General features: G+C 70.8%; 21 protein-coding genes. 12 read left to right on the forward strand and 9 right to left on the reverse strand.

Features of this window, described 5'->3' with window-relative positions; all coding sequences use genetic code 11:
* Positions 1-102 precede the first annotated feature (102 nt).
* Entirely contained in the window at positions 103-1,560 is a 1,458-nt protein-coding gene (locus ABT004_RS02900; RefSeq protein ID WP_451190433.1) for an MFS transporter, read from the forward strand.
* On the opposite strand, the gene ABT004_RS02905 is transcribed toward ABT004_RS02900, so the two are convergent.
* From ABT004_RS02905 to ABT004_RS02915, 3 genes are all read right to left on the reverse strand, one after another.
* Entirely contained in the window at positions 1,548-2,021 is a 474-nt protein-coding gene (locus ABT004_RS02905; protein WP_351331040.1) for an RDD family protein, read from the reverse strand. The two genes, ABT004_RS02900 and ABT004_RS02905, sit on opposite strands and share 13 nt — an antisense overlap.
* Positions 2,018-2,827, reverse strand: coding sequence for a hypothetical protein (locus tag ABT004_RS02910; protein WP_351331041.1), 810 nt, complete (start codon positions 2,825-2,827; stop codon positions 2,018-2,020). Before ABT004_RS02910 ends, ABT004_RS02905 begins: the two co-directional genes overlap by 4 nt.
* A gap of 104 nt (positions 2,828-2,931) precedes the next feature.
* A complete protein-coding gene (locus ABT004_RS02915) occupies positions 2,932-3,267 on the reverse strand; it encodes an STAS domain-containing protein (protein ID WP_351331042.1) in 336 nt (111 codons plus the stop codon).
* A gap of 219 nt (positions 3,268-3,486) precedes the next feature.
* Between ABT004_RS02915 and ABT004_RS02920 the strand changes: the two genes are divergently transcribed.
* From ABT004_RS02920 to ABT004_RS02935, 4 genes are all read left to right on the forward strand, one after another.
* Positions 3,487-5,745 carry a penicillin acylase family protein gene (locus ABT004_RS02920; protein ID WP_351331043.1) on the forward strand — a complete coding sequence of 753 codons (2,259 nt, stop codon included), beginning with the start codon at positions 3,487-3,489 and terminating at the stop codon, positions 5,743-5,745.
* Positions 5,746-5,818: 73 nt separating this feature from the next.
* Positions 5,819-6,562: a response regulator transcription factor gene (locus ABT004_RS02925; RefSeq protein WP_351331044.1), complete on the forward strand. Its 744-nt coding sequence runs from the start codon at positions 5,819-5,821 to the stop codon at positions 6,560-6,562.
* 158 nt (positions 6,563-6,720) lie between these two features.
* Entirely contained in the window at positions 6,721-7,773 is a 1,053-nt protein-coding gene (locus tag ABT004_RS02930) for a glycosyltransferase family 2 protein (RefSeq protein ID WP_351331045.1), read from the forward strand.
* 52 nt (positions 7,774-7,825) lie between these two features.
* On the forward strand, positions 7,826-8,020 hold the full coding sequence (locus ABT004_RS02935; RefSeq protein ID WP_351331046.1) for a hypothetical protein: 195 nt from the start codon (positions 7,826-7,828) through the stop codon (positions 8,018-8,020).
* A 7-nt stretch (positions 8,021-8,027) separates the two neighbouring features.
* Here ABT004_RS02935 and ABT004_RS02940 read toward each other — a convergent pair whose 3' ends face one another.
* Entirely contained in the window at positions 8,028-8,219 is a 192-nt protein-coding gene (locus ABT004_RS02940; protein ID WP_351331047.1) for a DUF397 domain-containing protein, read from the reverse strand.
* The gene (locus ABT004_RS02945) at positions 8,216-9,079 is read right to left on the reverse strand and encodes a helix-turn-helix domain-containing protein (RefSeq protein WP_351331174.1); all 864 of its coding nucleotides are present in this window, start codon (positions 9,077-9,079) and stop codon (positions 8,216-8,218) included. Before ABT004_RS02945 ends, ABT004_RS02940 begins: the two co-directional genes overlap by 4 nt.
* A gap of 165 nt (positions 9,080-9,244) precedes the next feature.
* Between ABT004_RS02945 and ABT004_RS02950 the strand changes: the two genes are divergently transcribed.
* From ABT004_RS02950 to ABT004_RS02980, 7 genes are all read left to right on the forward strand, one after another.
* A complete protein-coding gene (locus ABT004_RS02950) occupies positions 9,245-9,670 on the forward strand; it encodes an ATP-binding protein (RefSeq protein WP_351331048.1) in 426 nt (141 codons plus the stop codon).
* An 82-nt stretch (positions 9,671-9,752) separates the two neighbouring features.
* Positions 9,753-11,153: a dihydroorotase gene (locus ABT004_RS02955; protein WP_351331049.1), complete on the forward strand. Its 1,401-nt coding sequence runs from the start codon at positions 9,753-9,755 to the stop codon at positions 11,151-11,153.
* Positions 11,154-11,164: 11 nt separating this feature from the next.
* Entirely contained in the window at positions 11,165-11,977 is an 813-nt protein-coding gene (locus ABT004_RS02960) for an IclR family transcriptional regulator (RefSeq protein ID WP_351331050.1), read from the forward strand.
* Between the two features lie 89 nt (positions 11,978-12,066).
* Entirely contained in the window at positions 12,067-13,347 is a 1,281-nt protein-coding gene (ertE, locus tag ABT004_RS02965; RefSeq protein ID WP_351331051.1) for an N-carbamyl-l-glutamate amidohydrolase ErtE, read from the forward strand.
* A gap of 61 nt (positions 13,348-13,408) precedes the next feature.
* Complete coding sequence (locus ABT004_RS02970) at positions 13,409-14,761, forward strand: MFS transporter (RefSeq protein WP_351331052.1); 1,353 nt, start codon at positions 13,409-13,411, stop codon at positions 14,759-14,761.
* Between the two features lie 74 nt (positions 14,762-14,835).
* A complete protein-coding gene (aac(6'), locus tag ABT004_RS02975; RefSeq protein ID WP_351331053.1) occupies positions 14,836-15,309 on the forward strand; it encodes an aminoglycoside 6'-N-acetyltransferase in 474 nt (157 codons plus the stop codon).
* Positions 15,310-15,447: 138 nt separating this feature from the next.
* Positions 15,448-16,281, forward strand: a complete 834-nt coding sequence (locus ABT004_RS02980) for a PIG-L family deacetylase (protein WP_351331054.1) — start codon at positions 15,448-15,450, stop codon at positions 16,279-16,281.
* A 28-nt stretch (positions 16,282-16,309) separates the two neighbouring features.
* Here the strand turns inward: ABT004_RS02980 and ABT004_RS02985 are convergent, their stop codons facing one another.
* The 4 genes from ABT004_RS02985 to ABT004_RS03000 are packed head-to-tail and all read right to left on the reverse strand — an operon-like array spanning position 16,310 to position 21,072.
* Entirely contained in the window at positions 16,310-17,677 is a 1,368-nt protein-coding gene (locus ABT004_RS02985) for an MFS transporter (RefSeq protein WP_351331055.1), read from the reverse strand.
* Positions 17,674-19,317, reverse strand: a complete 1,644-nt coding sequence (locus ABT004_RS02990) for an AMP-binding protein (RefSeq protein ID WP_351331056.1) — start codon at positions 19,315-19,317, stop codon at positions 17,674-17,676. Before ABT004_RS02990 ends, ABT004_RS02985 begins: the two co-directional genes overlap by 4 nt.
* 10 nt (positions 19,318-19,327) lie before the next feature.
* Complete coding sequence (locus ABT004_RS02995; protein WP_351331057.1) at positions 19,328-20,209, reverse strand: alpha/beta fold hydrolase; 882 nt, start codon at positions 20,207-20,209, stop codon at positions 19,328-19,330.
* Positions 20,206-21,072, reverse strand: coding sequence for a MaoC/PaaZ C-terminal domain-containing protein (locus ABT004_RS03000; RefSeq protein WP_351331058.1), 867 nt, complete (start codon positions 21,070-21,072; stop codon positions 20,206-20,208). Before ABT004_RS03000 ends, ABT004_RS02995 begins: the two co-directional genes overlap by 4 nt.
* Between the last annotated feature and the right edge of the window lie 40 nt (positions 21,073-21,112).

Consider the following 21,112-nt stretch of genomic DNA (forward strand, 5'->3'; position numbering starts at 1 on the left):
CGGCGGAGCCGCGGTCGTCACCCTCCGGGGGTGACGACCCGACTGAGTCATACGCGGAGGCTGTCGGGAATCCGGCCCGCGAGCTGAAGCGAGGCGATGAGCGTGGCGAGCACTCCCGAGGCGGCCGACGGCCGAAGGCCGCCAGGACCCGACGACCGCCCCGGCGACGGCCCCGGCCAGGACCGTGGCCGGCTGCGCCGCGTTCTCGCGCCGCTCGCTCTGGCCCAGTTCATCTGCAGCTTCGCCGGCTCGAACATGAACGTGATGATCAAGGACATCAGCAAGGACCTGGACACCAGCGTGCAGGGCGTACAGACCGCGATCACCATCTTCCTGCTGGTCATGGCCGCGCTGATGATCCCCGGCGGGATCCTCGCCGACCGCTACGGCCGCAAGCGCTGCCTCGTCGTCGGCCTCTCGATCTACGGGGTCGGGGCGCTGCTCAGCGCGGCGGCGCCCGGCCTCGGCGTGCTGATCCTCGGCAACTCGATCCTGGAGGGCATCGGCACCGCCCTCCTCATCCCGCCGGTGTACATCCTCACCACCCTCCTCTTCACCGAAGTGACGGGCCGGGCGAAGGCGTTCGGCACGATCATGGCCTTCGCCGGCCTCGGCGCCGCCATGGGTCCGCTCCTCGGCGGACTGATCACGTCGGCGATCAGCTGGCGCGCGGCGTTCGTGTTCCAGGCGGTGGTGGTCGCCGCGATCATCCTGCTGAGCCGCGGGCTCCGCGACCCCCTTCCCCCGGACCACGAACGCGACTTCGACACGGTGGGCGCGCTCCTGTCGGCGACCGGACTCGTCCTCGTGGTCTCCGGGATCCTCGCGGCGGACGACAACGTGTGGCTCATGGGCGGGCTGCTCCTCGTCGGGGCGCTGATCCTGGTGGCGTTCTTCCGCTGGGTCCGCACGCGGGAGCGGGCCGGTGCCCAACCCCTGCTCCCCACCGAGCTGTTCCACAACCGGACGTCGAACCTCGGCCTGATCACGCAGCACACCCAGTGGCTGATGCTCATGGGTGTGTCGTTCGTGGCCGCCGCCTATCTCCAGGTCGTGCGCGGCTACAGCGCCATCGACACCGGTGTCATCTTCACGGCGTCGACCATGGGCCTGCTCGTCAGCTCGCTCGGCGCGGAGCGGTTCGCCAAGCGCCGCGAGCAACGCACCCTCATCATGGCCGGCTTCACCGTCACGGTGTGCGGCATCGGCGCGCTCCTGGCCGTCGCCCATGACTCCCCGAAGGCCTGGGCCTCCACGCCCGGCCTCTTCCTGATCGGCCTGGGCGTCGGCCTGATGCTCACCCCGTCGGTCAACATCGTGCAGTCCAGCTTCCCCGAGGACCTTCAGGGCGAGATCTCCGGCCTGTCCCGCAGCGTGTCCAACCTGGGTTCATCCGTGGGCACCGCGCTCGCCGGCACGATCCTCGTCGCCGACCCGGCCGTCGGCCCCTACGCCGTCGCGCTGGTGGTCCTCGCGATGATCGGACTCGGCGGCCTCTGGGCAGCGGCACTCCTGCCACGAACCCCGCCGACACCTTCGACAGCAGATCACCACTCGTAGCGACCACGTTCGTACGAAACCGTGGAACGCACCACGAGGTCCTGCAAGGCTGCCCGTCGCTTGCTGAACGCTATCCAGAACAGCCCCAGCGGGAAGCTCACCGCCACCGCGGCCCGCACGAACGCCCGCACCGTCCGCAGCCGCCGCCCCGCCCGGTCCGTCACGCGCAGCCCCAGCAACCGTGCTCCGGGCGTGGCCCCGACCATCACCCAGAAGCCCCCGAAATAGCACACGGCGAGTCCCCAACCGATCGGCCCGGCGGCCCAGTTGGACACATCCGGCACCTGAAAGGGCGGCCCACCGACCGCCAACCGCACACACCCGACACCGACCTCGACGCCCAGCCCGACCAAGGCGAGCACCACCACGTCAACCATCACGGCAAGGCCCCGCGAAACGATCCCGGCAGGCCGGGGACCACGATGGGCTCGGCGAGCGGGCTCACCGTGGGGCGCGGTCACGGGGAGCGCTCATCCGGCGACCCGGCACGCCGCAGCATCCTGTCGGCGAACCGGTTGACGCCCCGGTCCCCACGCTGCCCGAGCACCCGCACCGCCTCGACGGCCTCCACGGTGAGCCCTCCCCCGGTGTCCCGCACGATCCGCCCCAGATCGATCTCCCGCAACACCCCGCGCGTGATCCCCACCAGATCGAACCGCGCCAGCACGGCACCGACGTCGAGCCTCGCGGCGATACGGTCGATGTCCACGCGGCCCGCGACGCGATCGATATCCACGCGGGCGACGATGCGATCGACATCCACCCGCGCCGCAATCCGGTCGACGTCCACGCGCCCGGCGATCCGGTCCACGTCCACCCGCGCCGCAACCCGGTCCACATCCACCCGGTCGGCCACACCATCCACGTCGACCCGCCGGGCGACCCGGTCCACATCCACGCGCTCCGCGATCGCGTTGACGTCCACCCGCCCGGCAACCCGATCCACATTCACCCGATCCGCGACCCGGTTGACATCCACCCGGTCCGCCACACCATCCACATCCACGCGCCGCGCCACCCGATCCACATCCACCCGATCCGCAATCGCGTTCACATCCACACGCCCCGCGACCGCCGCCACATCCACCCGCGCCGCAACCGCGTTGACGTCCACGCGGGCGACCAGCTCGTCCAGGTCGAGGCAGTCGAGCAGCGCCCCGACCGACCGTCGGACGACCGCCCGCGGCACCCTCCCCAGCACGCCGAGCGCACCCCGCGCCACCCGGCCCGCCACCGCCACGGCGTCGCCCGCACTCACCTCGACCATGCCTCGACCGAAGCAGGCGGCGGCGCGCCCGGCATCCTCCGCGACGGGTGAGTGGCACACGCCGACGGGGCCGCACCCCCGTGCACGTAGAGCCCCACAAACCCTCAACCCGGGGGCAGTTCGGGCACGGGGCGGAGCTCACCCGCGAAGCCGAACGCCACGCCGCGCTGCGCGGCCAGCAGGCGCGCGAGCCGCAGCACACTGAGGCCGCTGACCCCCAGGTCACGCACGTGCCTCAGGTCGACCACGACCCCCGCGCCACCCGGCCGGATGGCCGCATGCAGCACCCGCCCGATCCGTGCCTCCGCCGCGGGGCCGATCGCCTCGCGCACCTCGATCACCAGACAGTCCGCGACCCGCCGCATCACCACGGGCGAGGCATCGGAACGCGGCGCCACAACCTTCGACCTGCGGGCGACGAGCGGAACATTCCATGCCATGAATAAGTCCCCCCGAGCGCGTCGGACTTGGGAGAACAGCATCGTCACGCCGAACGCCTCCGACATCGCTCCGCGAGGGTGAGCGCGCCGGGCGGGATCCGCAACGACGGGTCTCGGCCGCACTGTTGATCATCAACCGGGAGGTTCATAGTCTCGACCCCGTCGCACCGTGGACACGTCCCCACCCCCCACACGGCCCTGACGAAGGTGGAGCACCGCATGAGCCACGCACATCAGCAAGACCAGGCACCGCACAACGGCCCCAGCCGCCGCCGAGTGATCGGCACCGCCGCCACGCTGGCCGTCGCCGCGACAACGTTGCCCACCGGCCTCGCATCCGCCGCTACCCCCGCCCAGCCCTCCCCCGCCGACGTCGCCCGCTGGAAGAGACACGCGTCCCGGGTGACGGTCACCCGCGACGACTGGGGCATCCCGCACGTGGTGGGCAGGACGGACGCCGACGCGGTGTTCGGGATGATGTACACGCAGGCCGAGGACGACTTCAACCGCATCGAGCGCAACTACCTGGTCAGCCTCGGCCGCCTCGCCGAGTCCGAGGGCGAGAGCGCGCTCTGGCAGGACCTGCGCCAGCGCCTGTTCATCGACCCGGAGGCCCTGAAGCGGGAGTACGCAAAGTGCCCGTCCTGGCTTCGCGCCCTGATGCGCGCCTGGGCCGACGGCCTGAACCACTACTTGGCGACCCACCCCGACGTACACCCGCGAGTCATCACCCACTTCGAGCCGTGGATGCCGCTGAGCTTCTCCGAGGGCAGCATCGGAGGCGACATCGAATCGGTGGCGCTGAGCCAACTGGAAGCGTTCTACGCGGGACGCGAGGTCCCCCCGACGGAGGAGGAACGCGGCCTGACGTTCCGCGAACCGTCCGGCTCCAACGGCATGTCGATCGCCCCCAGCCGCACCCGCGACGGCAACGCCCTCCTCCTCATCAACCCCCACACCAGCTTCTTCTTCCGCGCGGAACAGCACGTGACGAGCGACGAGGGACTCGATGTCTACGGCGCCGCGACCTGGGGCCAGTTCTTCATCTACCAGGGCTTCAACGAGAACACCGGCTGGATGCACACATCGGCCGGCGTCGACAACATCGACGAGTTCGCGGAGACCGTCACCCGCGCCTCGGACGGCACACACACGTACCGCTACGGCAGCGCCAATCGCCCGGTCACGACACACGACATCACGCTGACCTGCCGTACGGAGAGCGGCGGAACGGAGCACCACACCTTCACGACGTACGCGACCCACCACGGCCCGATCGTCCGCGAGGCGGACGGCAAGTGGATCGCGTGCGCACTGATGAACAAGCCGGTGGAGGCCCTGAAGCAGAGCTACTTGCGGACGACGACCCGCGACTACGCCGAGTACATGAAGGTGGCGGAGCTGAAGGCCAACAGCTCCAACAACACCCTCTTCGCGGACTCGAAGGGTGACATCGCCTTCCTGATGCCGCAGTTCATGCCGGTCCGCGACGACCGCTTCGACTACATGAAGCCGGTCGACGGCAGCGACCCGGCCACCGACTGGCACGGTCTGCACACCCTGGACAGCATGCCGCAGGCGGTGAACCCGAAGAGCGGCTGGGCGTTCAACAGCAACAACTGGCCCTGGACGGCGGCCGGCGCGGACAGCCCGCACGCCTCCGACTACCCCCGCTACTTCGACAAGGCGGGCGAGAATCCGCGCGGCCCGCACGCGATCCGCGTCCTGACATCACGGGACGACTTCACCCCGCAGACCCTCATCGAGGGCGCCTTCGACCCGTACCTGACGGCGTTCGCCCGCCTCCTGCCCGGCCTGGTGAAGGCCTGGGACAAGCTCCCCGCCGGTAACGCCCAGAGGAAACAACTCGCGGACCCGGTAGCCCTGTTGGACGGCTGGGACCGCCGCTGGTCGGCGAAGTCGAAGGCCACTTCGCTGGCCGTGTTCTGGGGCGAGGCCCTCTGGGCCCTGGTGTCGAAGGCGGCAGCGGACGCGGGCCTCTCCGTCTGGGACTACATGGCCGACCGCGCCACGGACACGCAGCGCCTCACGGCCCTCGAATCGGCGGTGGACCGCCTGACGCAGGACTTCGGCGGCTGGCAGGTCCCGTGGTCCGAGATCAACCGCTACCAGCGCAACGACGGCGCCGTCACCCAGACCTTCGACGACTCCAAGCCCAGCTACCCGGTCCCCTTCACCTCCGCCCAATGGGGCTCCCTCGCCTCCTTCGGCGCGAAGCGCTACCCCGGCACGAAGCGCTACTACGGCACGAGCGGCAACAGCTTCGTGGCGGTCGTCGAATTCGGCCCCAAGCTCCGCGCGTGGGCCATCACGGCGGGCGGCGCCAGCGGCCACCCGGATTCCCCGCACTTCGGCGACCAGGTCAAGCGGTACGCGAGCGGTGACCTGCGGCCGGTGTACTTCTACCCGGAGGACCTGAAGGGCCACGTGGAGCGGAGGTACCACCCGGGGGTATAGCGCGGGTATCCCCCTCCCGGCACGGGCGGCGGTCCGGTCGACACGCACACCCCACGGCCCGACGATGTGGGATATGCAGGCATCCACGTCCTCTCGCGACCCGCGAGGTCGGGCGCTGCCGCTGCTCCTGGTGGCGGCGGCGCCCGACGTGCCCCTGGACTGGCTGGACGAGCTCGACGACCCCCGCTTCTCCTACCACCTCGCGCAGAGCGGCCACGAAGCCCTGCGCTGCCTGTACCGCTACCAACCCGATCTGTTCCTGCTCGGACTTCATGTGCGGGACCCGGGACCCTGGGAGGTGCTCCAGCGGGTCCGCGACATGACCGATGACCTCCGCGTCATGGTGACCGCCCGGCACTTCAACGCCGCGGACGCCCTGCGGGCCCTCGAAGCCGGCGCCGACGACGTGCTCTGGCGCGACATGCCCGAAGGGCTGGCCACGGCCCTGGTCATGGCCCGGCTGCGCCGCGCGACGCCCGTGTCGCCGTCCGACCAGCTCCTGGAGGACGGCTGCCTCCGGCTCGACCTCGCGACCCACGAGGTGACCATGGGCTGCCAGTACGTGCCACTGACCCCGCTGGAATTCGACCTGCTGCACTTCCTCGCCCGCAATCCCGGGCAGGTCCTCTCCCCGGAGCAGCTGCTGAACCGCGCATGGCGCAGCCGCCCCGGGGGCGACGGCGACGCGCACAAGGTCAAGTACGCCGTCCTGCGCCTGCGCCGCCGCATCGAGCGCGCCACCGGGGTCGATGCGCCCATCGAGACCGTGCGCGGCGTGGGCTACCGGTACGTTCCGCCCGTCTCGCACCTGCCGTAGGTCCCGGGCCGAAAGTCACCTCTTCCCCCCGCCCGACCCCCTGCAACCGTCGTGCAACCTTCCGACGACCTCGCTGCTCCCCCGTGCGCTCAGAGTCGGGGACGTCGCAGGGCGATCCGCCTGCGACAGTCCACGACAGAGCAAGGGACGGCTCGTCAATGACACTCGTCGCACTGATCCCCGCGCACAACGAAGAGGACCGCATCGTCGCCACGCTGGCGGGCCTGTACCGCCAGACGGTCCGCCCGGACCGCATCGTCGTCGTCGCGGACAACTGCACGGATCGCACCGCGCGCATCGCCGACCACTGCGGCGCCGAGGTCTTCGTGCCCACGGACAACAAGGACAAGAAGGCCGGCGCCCTCAACCAGGCCATGGCCCCCGTGATCGCCGACCTGGCCGACGACGACCTGGTGCTGGTCCAGGACGCCGACACCGTCCTCAACCCCGAGTTCGTGCGCTGTGCGGTGGAGGCGATGGAGGACGAGACCGTCGGCGCGGTCGGCGGCATCTTCTACGGCGAACCGGGCGGCGGCCTGCTCGGCCAGCTCCAGCGCATGGAGTACCAGCGCTACGCCCTGGAGATCCGCCGCAAGAAGAATGAGGCCGTCGTGCTCACCGGGACAGGCAGCATGTTCCGCGCGGGCGTCCTGCGCCAGGTGCGCCAAGCCCGCCTCGACGGGGTCATCGGCGGCGGCGAGGGCTACTACTCCCTCGCCTCCCTCACCGAGGACGACGAGATCACCAAGGCCGTCAAGACGCTCGGCCACCGCACCGTCTCGCCCGACGGCTGCTGGCTGGTCACCGAGGTGATGCCCTCGGTCGGCAAGCTCTGGCACCAGCGGCTGCGCTGGCAGCGCGGCGCCCTGGAGAACCTGCGCGACTACGGCTGGACGCCCGTCACCAGGAAGTACTTCGGGCAGCAGGTCATGCTCGGCTTCGGCGCCCTCGCACTCGGACTCTTCTTCCTGTACGCGGTCCTGAACCTCACCATCAACGGCTGGGGCGGACTGTCCCTCTTCTGGACATCGATCATGCTGATCTTCGTCGCCGAACGGACCCTGACCGTACGCCGCCTCGGCCCACGGGCCACGCTCCTCGCGCTGCCCCTCATACCCGAGTTGCTGTACGACGTCTTCCGGCAGGCGGTGTTCGTCCGCTCACTCATCGACCTGGCGCTGCGCCGCGAGGCGCACTGGGTCGCCACCTGACCAGCCCACCCCATCTCCCCAACTCACCCATCCGGCCAAGGAGTCGACCACCATGTACGCAAACCCCACCAGCGCCGCGGCACTCGGCGGCGCGGGCACCGGCGCCCTCGCCATGACCGGCGCCCTCGGCCCGCTCGCGATACTCGGCCTCGTCGTCGGCTGCCTCACACTGATAGCCGCGGGCCTCGCCCTGCGCACCCTCAGCCCGGTCATCGCGGGCAAGGACCGCGGCCCCGGCCCGCACTGAACCGCCCTCAGCCACCCGCCGCGAACCCCACGAACCGCCCCCAGCCCTCCGCCCCCACGGCGAAGGCCGGGCGGCGGACATCCTTGGAGTCCCGTACGTGGACGGCCTGTTCGGCGATGGCGACCTCCACGCAGTCGTCGCCCTGGCTGCCGCTGTAGCTGGACTTGAACCAGGCGAGTTCCGTCGTGACGCTGCTCATAGCTCTCCTCGCAGTCGCTCCAGCAGGGCCCGCGATTCCTTGGGGTTCAGGGCCTGCGAGCGCAGTGTGTCATAGCGACGGCAGAGCACACTCACCTCTTTCGGGCCAGAGATCATCCGCCCGTTCTCCTGCCCCTCCGAGTAGGCGAGCCGACCCCCCTCATCCGTCTCGAGAATTCGCACCGGCCCATCCAGGCAGGCATGCAACCCGCCCTCCAACGGCACCACTTGCAGCGTCACATTGCGCGGCGCGGTCAGCTCCAGCACATGGTCGAACGACTCGCGCATCGCGTCCGCGTCGCCGAACCGCCGCCGGAACACATGCTCCTCGACGATGAAGCCGAACGGCACGGTCGGCCGCTCCCGCATCATCGTCTGCCGCTCCATCCGCGCGGCGAACTGCGCCTCCAACTCCTCGTCGGTGCGCAGCGGAATGGTGCCCTCGAAGACCGCCCGCGCGTACGACCTGGACTGCAACAGCCCCGGCACCAGTCGGCATTCGTACGTGCACAGGCCCGCGGCCTCCCGCTCCAGGCGCGCCCACCGCCGGAACCACACCGCGAACCCCGCCTCGCCGCGCGTGAGATGACGCGCCGCCTTGCACAGCGCGCCGGTATTCCCGAGGGCCTCCTCGGCCCTGCGCACGAACGCCTCGTCCGGCATCCGCCGCCCCAACTCCACCGATTCCACGGTGTGTTTCGAGTACCGGACCCGCGTGCCCAGCTCCTCCCTGCTCAGCCCCGCGTGTTCGCGCAGGGCCTGGACGACCGCACCGAACGTACGCAGACTGTCAGACGGCTGGGGTTCCCGCTCCTGCTCCCCCAACAGCCCGCCGACCTCGATCTCCCCGACGCCGCCCATCCGCCGCCCCCTCTGCTCCGAGTCGCATCGCGCCGAGCTGCCGCGATCCATGCACCCAGAGTGACGACCACCCCCTCGTACTGTCCACCCCACGCGCCCGTACGCTGACTCCCCGTACGGGCCTCGCCCCTCGCCCCACCGGATCACGGGCACCACGCTGCCACCATGAACCACCACCCGGCACCCCAACTCACCACACCCGTACGCACGTTCACCCACCTCCTGCCCTCGACACCCCGCGGCGCCCGCCTGGCCCGACACCTGGCCGTCACCATGCTGCACTCCTGGGCCGCCCCGCCCGACCTCACGGAGCGTGCCGAACTCGTCGTCGCGGAACTCGCCGCGAACGCGGTCACCCACGGTCGCCTCCCGGGCCGCGACTTCCGCCTGGCACTCACGTACGACACGACCTCCCACCACCTCCGCATCGCAACCACCGACGCCCGCGGCGACCGCCTCCCCCACCACCCACCGACATCCGCCCCACTCCCCACGACCGGCCGCGGCCTGCTCCTCGTATCGGCCCTGTGCGACCACTGGGAAACCGTCCCCCACCCACCGGGCGGCAAGACGGTTGTGGCGCATCTGTAGGGGCGTGGCCGAAGCCGAGTCCTTTCTCATTCCGCGGGAATCCTCTGCCGGAGAGCTCGACGCCCTTCCTAGCCTGCTCGGCATGAGCGGTTCCGAGCACGCATTCCAGACGGCCGACACGATCGTGGCCGGTCTGGTGCAGACAGCCGAGGGCACCTTCGAACGAGGAAGGGTCCTCATCAGGGACGGCACGGTGAGTGCCGTCGTTCCCGACAGCGCGGTGCCCAGCGACACCGGCCACCCCGACGGCGTACGGGCCTTCGATGTCGGGGAGTCCTTCGTGCTCCCCGGGGCCGTCGACGCCCACGTGCACTCGTACTCGCACTCGGGCGAAGGCCTGCGCGCCGCCACCTCCGCGGCAGCGGCGGGTGGTGTGACCACCATCGTCGAAATGCCGTTCGACGGTGCGGGGCCCGTCAACTGCCGTGAGCGGCTCGAGGCGAAGCTGGAGAAGGTCGCCGACGAAGCGGTCGTCGATGTCGCACTCCTCGGCACACTCGCCCCGGGCGGCGGGTGGCGCAGGGCCGGCGAGCTGGTCGACGGCGGCGTGGTCGGATTCAAGGTTTCCCTCTTCGACACCGACCCGTTCCGCTTTCCGAGGATCGACGACGCCGAACTGCTCAATGTGGCCTCAGCTGTCGGCGAGGCCGGGTCCACGCTGTGTACGCACGCCGAGAACAACGAGATCATCAAGGCACTCCTCGCCGACGAGTCGAACCGGGCGTCCACCGACCCGCGCGTACACGCCCGCACGCGCCCGCCGGTGTCGGAAGCACTCGGGGTGCTGACGGCGATGGAGATCGCGGCCGACCGCGGCAACGCGCTCCACCTGTGTCACCTCTCCACGGGCCGGTCCGCCGACCTGGTGAGCTGGTACCGCGGCCAGGGCGTGGATGTCACCTTCGAGACCTGCCCGCACTACCTGCTCCTCACCGAGGAGGACATGGTGCGCCAGCGCGGCAGGTTGAAGATCAACCCACCGCTGCGCGGCCCGGCGGACCGCGAGGCCATGTGGCAGGCCGTGATCACCGGCGCCGCGTCCGTCATCTCCTCCGACCACGCACCATGGCCCAGCTCCCTCAAGGACCATGAGCGCATCCTCGACAACAGCTCCGGCACCCCGGGCACCCAGACCCTGGTCGCCACCACGCTCGGCGCCTGCCTCCGTCGATACGGTGCGGGCAAGGAGTTCTCCCGCACGGTGTCGGCCCTCACCGAGAACCCGGCCGACCGGTACGGCATCGGCGATCGCAAGGGTCGGCTCAAGCCTGGTTACGATGCTGACCTCATGGTTCTCACTCCTTCTCCCGACTGGCAGATCGAGGCGACGGCACAGTACTCGAACGCCGGCTGGAGCCCGTACGACGGGTACGTTCCGGGCGCCCGCGTCACCCTCACGCTCAGCCGCGGCGACGTCGTCTGGGATGCCGGCAAGGGGCTGCTCGCCGCGCCCGGCCGCGGTGCCCAGGTGCGCCGGGGCTGACCATGACGGCCATGGCCCAGGACCCCGAGCGGCCGGCGGGCGGACTCAGTTCGCTCGACCGGGGGCTGCGCGTGCTGACGTTCGTGCAGGACCGGGGCCAGGTCGTGGTCGCGGACATCGCCGCCGGCCTCGACATCCCCCTGTCGACCGCCTATCGGTACGCCCAGCGTCTCAAGCAGTCCGGGTTCCTGGTCGAGGTCGGGGACCGGCTGCTGCCCGGCGAACGACTCACCGACCGCGCCGCCGGGCACCCCGACCACCTGGTGGATGTCGCCCGGCCCTTCCTCGTCCAGCTGCGCGAGGCCACCGGGCTGAGCAGTGCGCTCTCCGTACGGGTGCACTCGGCGGCACTCTGCCTGGACTCGCGGCGCTGCGGTGTCGGCAGTGTGGCCTTCCACCGCGGTGAAGTGCACACCCTCTACTCCGGCGCGAGTGCCACCCCGCTGCTCGCGATGGCACCTGCGGCGGTTCGCCGCCAGGTGTTGGAGGGGCGTCTGCTCCGCTACACCGCGGCGACTCCCGACGCCGAACAGCTCCGCACGGAACTGGAGTCGATCCGCCGGCAGGGCCACCACGTCACCCGTGGCTGGCTCACCCCCGGCATGTCGGCGGTCGGGGTCCCGGTGATGGTCGGCGGGCGATGCCTGTGCGCACTGTCCGTCGTCGCGGCGGACGGAGCGCTCGCCGACCCCGCCCCCGTACTCCGGCTCCTGCGGCAGGCGGCGACGGGCCTCGCCTCCCGACTGCCCGTCGACCTTCCTGCTTCCTGGCTTCCGCCGGGTCCGTCGCCCGAGGAAGCCGACGGGCCGACGTCCGCCAAGTAGCAGCCCTCCGCCGCTCGTTCGGACCGATGCGCCGAACGCGTCGGCCTGCGTACCCGTTTCCCCTCCCGATCCGAGAACCGAGGAAAGCCATGACCACCCCTGTCGACCTGGACCGTCTCGCGCCGGAACCGGAGCGCCTGAGCCGGCGCCTCGAAGCGCTGGCGTCCTTCCACGACCCGGACCATCCCGGCTGGAGCCGCGAAGTGTTCTCGGAGCCGTACCGTGCGTCGCGGGAGTGGGTGCGCGCCCAGATGACGGAGGCCGGCCTGGAGACCGTGGTCGACCCGGCGGGGAACATCGTCGGGCGGCTTCGGGGCAAGGACTCCACCGCACCGGCGCTGGTCACCGGCTCACACACGGACACCGTGCGGCAGGGCGGGCGCTTCGACGGCATCGTCGGCGTCATCGGCGGCATCGAGGTCGCCGAGCGCCTGCGGGAGACCGGTACCCGGCTCGAACGCGATCTACTGGTGGTCGACTTCCTCGGCGAGGAGGCGAACGAGTTCGGCATCTCCTGCATCGGCTCGCGCTCCATCGCCGGCATCCTCGCCCCGGAGCACCTGGAGCGCACCGATGGCACGGGCCTCCGCCTCGGCGACGCCATGGAACGCTTCGGGCTCGCCCCCGGCGCCGCGCTCGGTTCCGGCTGGCGCTCCCAGGACGTCCACGGCTATGTCGAACTGCACGTCGAGCAGGGGCCGTTGCTGGAGCGCAGTGGCCACGGCATCGGAGTGGTCACGGCGATCGCCGGGATTGACCGGCTGCTGGTGCACTTCGCGGGACAGACCGGGCACGCCGGCACCACACCGATGGAGGACCGGCACGACGCCCTGGTCTCGGCGGCGGCCGCCGTCCTCACCGTCGAGCGCGTCGGCTGCGGGGCTCCGGTGCACGGGGTCGCCACACTCGGCAGCATCGACTCGTCGCCACGCTCGATGGGCGTGATCACCGACGAGGCCCGGCTGTGGGCGGAGATCCGCAGCGTCGACGGCAACTGGCTGCGCGGTGCGCAGAAGCAGATCGTCGACGAGATCGCCCGGGAAGCCCGGCAGCGCGGCGTGGACGTGGACTTCGAGTGGCTGACCGACCAGGACCCGGTGCCCACCGACATGTCGATGCAGGACCTGATCGCCGGTGCCGCCGACGGACTCGGCATGGACTGGAAGGCAGTCCCGTCCGGGGCCGGCCACGACGCCGCCCACCTGGCCCGGCTCGGCCCGATGGGCATGGTCTTCGTCCCGTCCGTCGGTGGTCGCAGCCACTGCCCGGAGGAACTGACCGAGGTCGCCGACATCGCCCGCGGCACACACGTACTCGCCGCCGCTCTCACCGGACTCGACGACCGTGCACAGCCCGCCGCAATCCGGTGACGGCCCGGCACACCGTCCGACGCGCCACCCGGCAGAGCATCACGAGGAGGAGACCCGCGCCATGATGACATCGCGCCCCACGACCAGCGCCCATCCGCCTGCCGCCCAGAGCGTCACCGAAGAGCGCGCGGTCGCCCGCCGCTCGGTGGCGGCGGCAGCCTTCGGCAATGCGATGGAGTGGTACGACTTCTCGGTCTATGCCTTCTTCGCGAGCTACATCGCCCACAACTTCTTCCGGGACAACAACGCGACCTCGGCGCTGATGAGCACGTTCGTCGTCTTCGGCGCCGGGTTCGTGGCCCGTCCCCTTGGCGCGGTGGTCGGCGGTGTGTACGCCGACCGGATCGGCCGCAAGGCCGCCCTGATGATGTCGATCGGGGCGATGGGCATCGGCACGTTCCTCATCGCGGTCGCGCCACCGGTCACCCTGATCGGCGTCGGCGCCCCCATCCTGCTGCTGATCGGCCGACTGTTCCAGGGATTCTCCACCGGCAGCGAGATCGGCGGAGCCGCGTCGTTCCTGATCGAGACCGCTCCCGCCGACCGCCGCGCGCTGTACTCGTCCTGGTTGCAGGCGTCGATGGGCATCTCCAATCTGCTCTCCGCCCTCGTCGGCTTCATCATCACTTCCGTCTTTCCGGAGTCGGCCCTGCAGGACTGGGCCTGGCGGATCCCGTTCCTCCTCGGCCTCCTGATCATTCCGGTCGGTGTGTACATCCGCCGTCAGTTGCCGGAGACCGAGGCCTTCACGGAACAGGACGGGACGGGGCAGGGCGCCGCCGACGAGCCGGGGCCACTGCGCGTACTCCTGTCGCAGCACCGGGCCGCGCTCGGTACCGCCCTGCTTGTCTCCATGCTGTGGACCATCAGCGTCTACGCCTTCTTGATCTACCTCCCGACGTACTACAAGCTGCCCGAGGCCGGTCTCGGCTTCACCGCACAGCAGACGTTCCTCGCCTCGCTCGTCGGCAACGTCGTCGTCCTCGCGGGCTGTCTGTCCGCCGGGCGCCTCGCCGACCGCGTGGGAACCAGGCCGCTGCTCACGGGGAGCGCGGTGGCGATGATCGTCCTGCCGACGCCCTGTCTGATGTGGCTGCATGCCCAGCCGCAGGTGCCGGTGCTTTTGGTGGTCCACATGGTGCTGTGTGGCGCCGTCGCGGGCTTCGCCGGTGTCGTCTCGTCGGTCCTGCCACGGGCCTTCCCCGTGCGCGTACGCTCTACCGGCTTGTCACTGAGCTACAACATCGCGGCCGTCTTCTTCGCCGGCACCACCCCGGTCCTGATGACCTGGGCGACCGGCGAACTCACGGTCTACGCCCCCACACTCTGGGTCGTCCTCGGCTCGGTGTGCTGCCTGGCGGTACTCCCCTCTTTGTACCGTCAGGTGCAGCGGGTGGCCGAGCAGGAGGCGTAAGCGGGCCGACGTGGGCTTGCCACGCCGGACAAATTCCGTTGAGGGACCCGCGCCCCCGAGGCAGGATGCCGCCCATGGAGCTGAACGGGGACAAGGTCCTCCTGCGACCCGTGGGCGACGGCGACAGCGAGATCCTCGCCAAGATCGTGAGCGAACCGGAGGTCGCGGCGTGGTGGTCGCCGCCGGACGGTTTCGAGGACATGCTCGCCGTCGTCTTCGAGGGCGAGATCATCGGCGCGATCCAGTTCGACGAGGAGAACGAGCCGGAGTTCCGGCACGCCGGCATCGACATCTTCCTGACCGCGCGGCGGCACGGGCAGGGGCTTGGGACCGACGCGGTGCGCACGCTGGCCGGGTGGCTCGTGCGGGAGCGCGGTCATCACCGGCTGACCATCGACCCGGCCGCGGCCAACACCGTCGCGATCCGCAGCTACACCAAGGTCGGCTTCAAGCCCGTGGGGATCATGCGGGCATACTGGCGCAACCATCGGACGGGCGTACCGGAGGACGGTCTGCTGATGGATCTGCTCGCCGGGGAACTGACCTGAGAGGAACTGGCCTGAGAGGAACTGACCTGATCGGTCGCCTCGGGAACAGCAGGCCCGTCCCGCGCGGTTGCATCTGCAGGGGCGCGGCGCATCCACCGCGCGCTCCGATCAGACATGTTTCCGCAGGAGGACCTCTTCATGACCGACCGACCCTTGACGCTCATGGCCGTGCACGCCCACCCCGACGACGAGGCCACCAGCACCGGAGGGGTCCTCGCGCGGTACGCGGCGGAAGGCATCCGCACGGTGCTCGTGACCTGTACCGACGGCGGTTGCGGTGACGGGCCGGGAGGCGTCAAGCCCGGCGAACCCGGCCACGATCCCGCAGCCGTCGTCAAAATGCGCCGCCAGGAACTGGAGACGAGCAGCGAGGTCCTGAAGATCAGCAACCTGGAGACGCTGGACTACGCCGACTCCGGGATGATCGGCTGGCCGAGCAACGAGGCCCCCGAATCCTTCTGGCAGACCCCCGTTGAGGTGGGCGCCGCCCGGCTCGCGGAGCTCATGCGCCACTACCGCCCCGACGTGGTCGTCACGTACGACGAGAACGGCTTCTACGGCCACCCCGACCACATCCAGGCCAACCGCATCACCATGGCGGCCCTGGAGATGATCGACTTCACGCCGAAGGTGTACTGGACGACGATGCCCCGCTCGGGTATGCAGCGGTTCGGCGAGATCTTGCGCGAGTTCCACCCGGACATGCCGGAGCCGGACCCCGCCGAGACCGCCGCGATGGCCGACATCGGCCTCCCGGACGACGAGATCACCACGTGGGTGGACACCACCGCGTTCAGCGACCAGAAGTTCGACTCGCTGGCCGCGCACGCCAGCCAGGGCGAGAACATCTTCTTCCTCAAGATGGGCAAGGAGCGGTTCGGCGAGTTCATGGGCCTGGAGACCTTCGTCCGCGTCAAGGACACCACGGGCGCGCCCACACCCGAGAACGACCTCTTCGCCGGGTTGCGCTGATCCGCCACGCGAGCTCCGCCCCGCGACCTCAGTCGAGGCGCAGGGCGGGCTCCGCCACGCGTTGCGACCCCGCCGCGTACAGGTCGCGGCGGAAGGACTCCCGGATCGTGTAGACCGAGACGAAGGTCAGGACCGAGAGCAGCAGGATGTACGCGGAGACCGACCAGGACGAGCCCGTCGCGGCCAGCATCGCGGTCATGAGGAACGGGGCGAGGCCGCCCGCGAGCACCGAGGCCGTCTGGTAGCCGAGGGAGGCGCCGGAGTAGCGCACCTCCGCCGGGAACATCTCTGCATACAGGGCGGCCTGCGGCCCGTACATGGTGGCGTGGATCGTGAAGCCGGTCAGCAGGGAGAGGAAGGTCAGCGGCGCCGATCCCGTGTCGATCAGCCAGAACAGCGGGAAGGCGAAGAGGCCCATGAGCGCCGCGCCGGTGAGGTAGAGCTTGCGGCGGGACCAGCGGTCGGAGAGCGCGCCGAAGAGCGGGATGGTGACGATCTGGGTGGCACCGGCGCCGAGGACGCAGAGCAGCGTGGTGGTGCGGGAGAGGCCGGCGTGCGTGGTGCCGTAGTCGAGCATGCCGCTGATCAGGATGTAGAACGTGGCGTTCACGACGAAGAAGGCGCCGGATGCCTGGAGGATGGCCCGCCAGTGGTGGCGCAGGGCCTGGCGCAGCGGAGACTTGCGGACCCCGGCGGTGTGCTCGGCCTGCGCGGACTGGTCGCGCATGGCCTGGAAGACCGGCGAGTCCTCGATCTTCAGCTGTACGTAGAGGCCGACGGCGACCAGGGCGAGGCCGGTGACGAAGGGGATCCGCCAGCCCCAGCTGGTGAACGCCGTGTCGGACAGGGTCGCGGTGAGCAGCAGGAACACGGCGTTGCCCGCGACCGCGCCGATGATGGCGCCGGTCTGGACGAGACTCCCGTAGAAGCCGCGGCGTTCCACGGGCGCGTGCTCGGTGAGGAGCAGCGCCGCGCCGCCCCACTGCGCGCCGACGCCGAGCCCCTGGATGAGGCGGAGGAGTACGAGCAGTACGGGTGCCCAGATGCCGACGGTGTCGTACGTGGGGAGCACACCGACGCCGAACGTCGCGATGCCCATCACCACGAGCGCCCCCACCAGTGGCGGTTTGCGCCCGAACCGGTCGCCGAGGTGGCCGGCGACGATCCCGCCGAGCGGCCTCGCGACGAAGCCCACGGCGAAGGTCGCGAAGGAGGCCAGGGTTCCTGCGATGTCGCTGAAGGAGGGGAAGAACAGGTCCCCGAGGACGAGTGCCGCGGCGGTGGCGTAGATGAGGAAGTCGAACCACTCCAGCGCCGTGGAGAGGACGGCCGCCCCCGCGAGCCGGCGCATTCCGTTGCCGTGCGTTCCGCTGTCGCGCGTTCCGCTGCTGGTCACCGCTGGTCGCCTCCTGTCGGGAGCTGCTGGTTCAGGAGCTGCTGGGCCTGTTCGCGGAGCGCGGCGGCCCGGATCTTCGTGCCGTTCGTGCCCGAGGTGGTGGGCATGCGGTCCAGTACGTGCACGGCCGCAGGGACCTTGAAGCGGGCCAGGCCCTGCGCGCACCACTCCCGCAGACCCTCGGGTTCGGTGGGTGTGTCGAGGACGACGAAGGCCACGGCCTGCGGCGCGCCGTCCGGGCCGCGCGCGCCGACGACCTTCGCGGTCCTTACGGCGGGGTGCGCGGCCAGCCGCTGCTCGATCTCCGCCGGGTCGACGAGGAAGCCGCGCAGCCGCAGCACGTCGCCCATCCGGCACACGTACTCGACGGCCCCGTCCTCGGCGATCGTCGCCAGATCCCCGGTGCGGAACCATCCGTCGGGGGTGAAGGCACGCTCGGCGGCCTCCGGATCGCCCAGGTAGGCGTCGACGACGTTGGGGCCGCGCAGCTGCAACTCGCCCTGGCCGCCGGGCCGTACGGGTTCTTCGGTCTCCGGTTCCACCACCCGTACGGCGATGTCCGGTGACACCGGATGGCCGCCGCCCGTCCAGCGGCGCGGCGCGGGTTCGGCGGTCGGCCAGCACAGGGCGAGGGCGAAGACCTCCGAGGAGCCGTACACACCGGAGGTGTGCGTACCGAACTCCTTCCGCGCCCACGCGGCGATGTCACGGGTCCGGCCGAGGAAGTCGGCCATGCCGAGCCAGCGCAGCCGTGAGAGGTCGCGCGGCTCGCGCCGCCAGGCGTCGACGAGCCGGGAGACCATGTCGTCGCCGCCCACGAGGTGGGTCGCCCCGTGCCGGGCGAGACCGGCGAGCGCCGTGTCCTCCTGGAAGACGGGTTCGAGCAGGCAGGCGGCGCCGCCCGCGATGGCGGCCATGGCGGTGGTGAAGCCGAAGGTGCCGGAGAGCGGCAGGATGCAGCCGACGACGTCGCCGTCCTCGATGCCGAGGGCTCGGGCGTCGGCCTGCGCGTGGGCGACGACGGCGGACTCGCGGTGCGCGGCGAGTTTGGGCCGGCCCGTGGAGCCGGAGGTGGTGAAGGCGACGGTGAGTTCGTCTCCGGTGTGCACGGGCGGGGCGGTGGTGCCTCCGGTGACGCTGCGGGGTGTCCAGGCACCGGAGCCCACGTCGTACGCGGAGGGGTCGGCCGGCGGGTCCGCGTCCGGGCCCGGGACGACGGCGACCACGGGGGTGGGCGCGGTGGTGCGGGGCAGGGCGCGGCGGAGGATGCCGGCCAGGTCGAGGCCGTGGAAGTCGTGCGCGAGGGCGATGACCTGCGGGCGGGCACGGTCGAGTACGTGCACCAACTCGTCCACGTTGTAACGGGTGTTGACCCCGATGACGTGGGCTCCGAGGCCGGCGGCGGCGAACTGCCAGACCAGTGCGGACGACCAGTTCGGCAGCCACACCGCGACACAGTCGCCTCGGCCGACTCCGGCGTCGGCGAGGTCCGCGTGCAGCCGTGCGACGTGCAGTTGGAACTCCCGGCGGGTGACGGTCGTGCCCTCGCCGGAACCGGAATCGGAGCCCGCGTCGATGGCGAGGACGGCGTCGGGGTCGCGGTCCACGAGCCCGGACAGCAGGTCGGTGAGCGTGGTCATCGGAGTCCTTTCACCGTGCGGTTGACGAGACGGCGCCCGCGCCGTGGGAGGGCCCGTCGGGCGCCTTCGCCCCGGACAGCTGCCCCAGCCAGCCGTGCAGCAGGCCCGCGAAGCCGTCGAGCTCCTCCATCGGATAGTGGCCGACGCCGGGCAGCAGCACGTGCCGCCCGTTCGGCAGCGCCTGGGCCGTCCGCCGCAGCCGTTCGGGGTCGAGCCACAAGTCATCGGCGCCCGCGACCAGTTGGACGGGGCAGCGCGTGTCTTCGAGCCCTTCCCGTACGTCGTGCGTTCCCCAGCCGATGAGGTCGGCGCTGGAGACGGCGGGGTCCTCGCGGCGGTGCATGGTGGCGATGAGTTCCGCCGTGGCGGGCGGCGCGGCGGAGCCGACGACCGCGAGGGTGCCCAGGTACGTCCGGTCGGAGCGGCTGGGCGCGGCCAGGTCCTGCAGTTCACGGCGGAGCCCCGCCACGTTGACCCGCCCGGGTCCGGCCTCGGCCGCCAGGACGACGGCACCGGCCAGCCCCTCCCCCGCCCGCACCGCCAGGTCGAGTGCGATCTTGCCACCGATGGAGCACCCGACGACGTACGGCCGCTCCAACTTAAGGGCAGCGATGAGGTGTTGACACCAGTCCGCGTACTGGGACAGGTCCTCGACCGGGCCTGAGCGGGCGGGCTCGGAGCGGCCGTGTCCCGGCAGATCCGGAACGATCACGCGGTAGCCGAACGCGGCCAGCTCGTCGGTGGTGCGGCGCCACTGCACACCACTCTGCCCGGCCGTGTGCAGGCAGAGCACGGGGGCGCCACCCTCCGCCCGCTCGGCGTACACCTCCTCTACGTAGCCGAGTACTCCGTCGATCTCCAGGTAGCGGGCTTCGTGCCGGATGCGGGTCATGCGCGCGCCTCCTCGGCCAGTGTCCGTGCCGCGTCCGTGATGAGGTGGAGGACCTTGGTCAGGCGCAGGTACTCGTACGCGTCGCCGGTGGCGTGGAACTGTCCGCGCATCATGCGCGCGACGAGGTCGTTGCGCTCCCCGGTGAGCAGTTCGGTCCAGGTCAGCTCGTCGGCGGCGAGGGTGAAGGTCGGCCCGTGCGGGGTGCGGCGGGCGACGTCGACGACGCGGCCGAGGTAGACGCGCAACTGCACCTCGCTGTCTCCCGACCGGAGCCCGATGGCGCCGTCCCACGTGGCGGTCACGGCGGCGAACCGCTCGTCCTGGGCGAGGAGTTCCGCGAGGGCGCTCCCCCACTCCACGGTTCCGGGCGCGAGGGCGGTCGGGTCGGGCCCCGCACCACGGGCGCCGACCAGGACCGCACTGGTGCCCTCCTGGACGCGCTCGCCGCGCTGGTTTTCGAGGACCACGTGCCGGTGGACCACGCCCTGGTGCGGGTCGGATGTGCGGCGGCAGCGGGTGATGGTGAGCGTGCACTGGAGGGTGTCACCGACGTACGAGGGCTTCAGGTAGCGCCAGTTGGTGTCCAGCAGGGCGATGACGGATTCACCCGCGAGGCCCATGTCGTGGAGGAACCCGAGAAACGCCGCGATGCCGAACGGCCCGTGCAGCACCGGCCGTTCGAAGCGCGTCCGCGCCGCCCACTCGGGGTCGGTGTGCAACGGGTGCCGATCACCGCTGAGTTCCGTGAATGCCACCAGATCGTCGGCGGTGATCCGGCGCGTGCCACTGGTCCAGCGTTGGCCGGGCCGGAAGTCCTCGAAGTACAAGGACTGCGTACGGGCCGCCGGTTGTGATGCTGCCACGCGCGACTCCATCCATCGTCACCCCTCTCTCATCCACTCC

The sequence above is a fragment of the Streptomyces sp. NPDC002790 genome (genome assembly GCF_040295505.1).
Taxonomy (GTDB): domain Bacteria; phylum Actinomycetota; class Actinomycetes; order Streptomycetales; family Streptomycetaceae; genus Streptomyces.

What these genes read in the sequence shown, in the direction of transcription:
- ABT004_RS02915 (WP_351331042.1), bottom strand. Translation starts at nt 3,267, where the DNA reads ATGGCATGGAATGTTCCGCTCGTCGCCCGCAGGTCGAAGGTTGTGGCG.
- ABT004_RS02950 (WP_351331048.1), top strand. Translation starts at nt 9,245, where the DNA reads ATGAACCACCACCCGGCACCCCAACTCACCACACCCGTACGCACGTTC.
- ABT004_RS02980 (WP_351331054.1), top strand. Translation starts at nt 15,448, where the DNA reads ATGACCGACCGACCCTTGACGCTCATGGCCGTGCACGCCCACCCCGAC.
- ABT004_RS02940 (WP_351331047.1), bottom strand. Translation starts at nt 8,219, where the DNA reads ATGAGCAGCGTCACGACGGAACTCGCCTGGTTCAAGTCCAGCTACAGC.
- ABT004_RS02930 (WP_351331045.1), top strand. Translation starts at nt 6,721, where the DNA reads ATGACACTCGTCGCACTGATCCCCGCGCACAACGAAGAGGACCGCATC.
- ABT004_RS02935 (WP_351331046.1), top strand. Translation starts at nt 7,826, where the DNA reads ATGTACGCAAACCCCACCAGCGCCGCGGCACTCGGCGGCGCGGGCACC.
- ABT004_RS02995 (WP_351331057.1), bottom strand. Translation starts at nt 20,209, where the DNA reads ATGACCCGCATCCGGCACGAAGCCCGCTACCTGGAGATCGACGGAGTA.
- ABT004_RS02960 (WP_351331050.1), top strand. Translation starts at nt 11,165, where the DNA reads ATGGCCCAGGACCCCGAGCGGCCGGCGGGCGGACTCAGTTCGCTCGAC.
- ABT004_RS02925 (WP_351331044.1), top strand. Translation starts at nt 5,819, where the DNA reads ATGCAGGCATCCACGTCCTCTCGCGACCCGCGAGGTCGGGCGCTGCCG.
- ABT004_RS02990 (WP_351331056.1), bottom strand. Translation starts at nt 19,317, where the DNA reads ATGACCACGCTCACCGACCTGCTGTCCGGGCTCGTGGACCGCGACCCC.
- ABT004_RS02910 (WP_351331041.1), bottom strand. Translation starts at nt 2,827, where the DNA reads ATGGTCGAGGTGAGTGCGGGCGACGCCGTGGCGGTGGCGGGCCGGGTG.
- ABT004_RS02945 (WP_351331174.1), bottom strand. Translation starts at nt 9,079, where the DNA reads ATGGGCGGCGTCGGGGAGATCGAGGTCGGCGGGCTGTTGGGGGAGCAG.
- ertE (WP_351331051.1), top strand. Translation starts at nt 12,067, where the DNA reads ATGACCACCCCTGTCGACCTGGACCGTCTCGCGCCGGAACCGGAGCGC.
- ABT004_RS02920 (WP_351331043.1), top strand. Translation starts at nt 3,487, where the DNA reads ATGAGCCACGCACATCAGCAAGACCAGGCACCGCACAACGGCCCCAGC.
- ABT004_RS02970 (WP_351331052.1), top strand. Translation starts at nt 13,409, where the DNA reads ATGATGACATCGCGCCCCACGACCAGCGCCCATCCGCCTGCCGCCCAG.
- ABT004_RS02955 (WP_351331049.1), top strand. Translation starts at nt 9,753, where the DNA reads ATGAGCGGTTCCGAGCACGCATTCCAGACGGCCGACACGATCGTGGCC.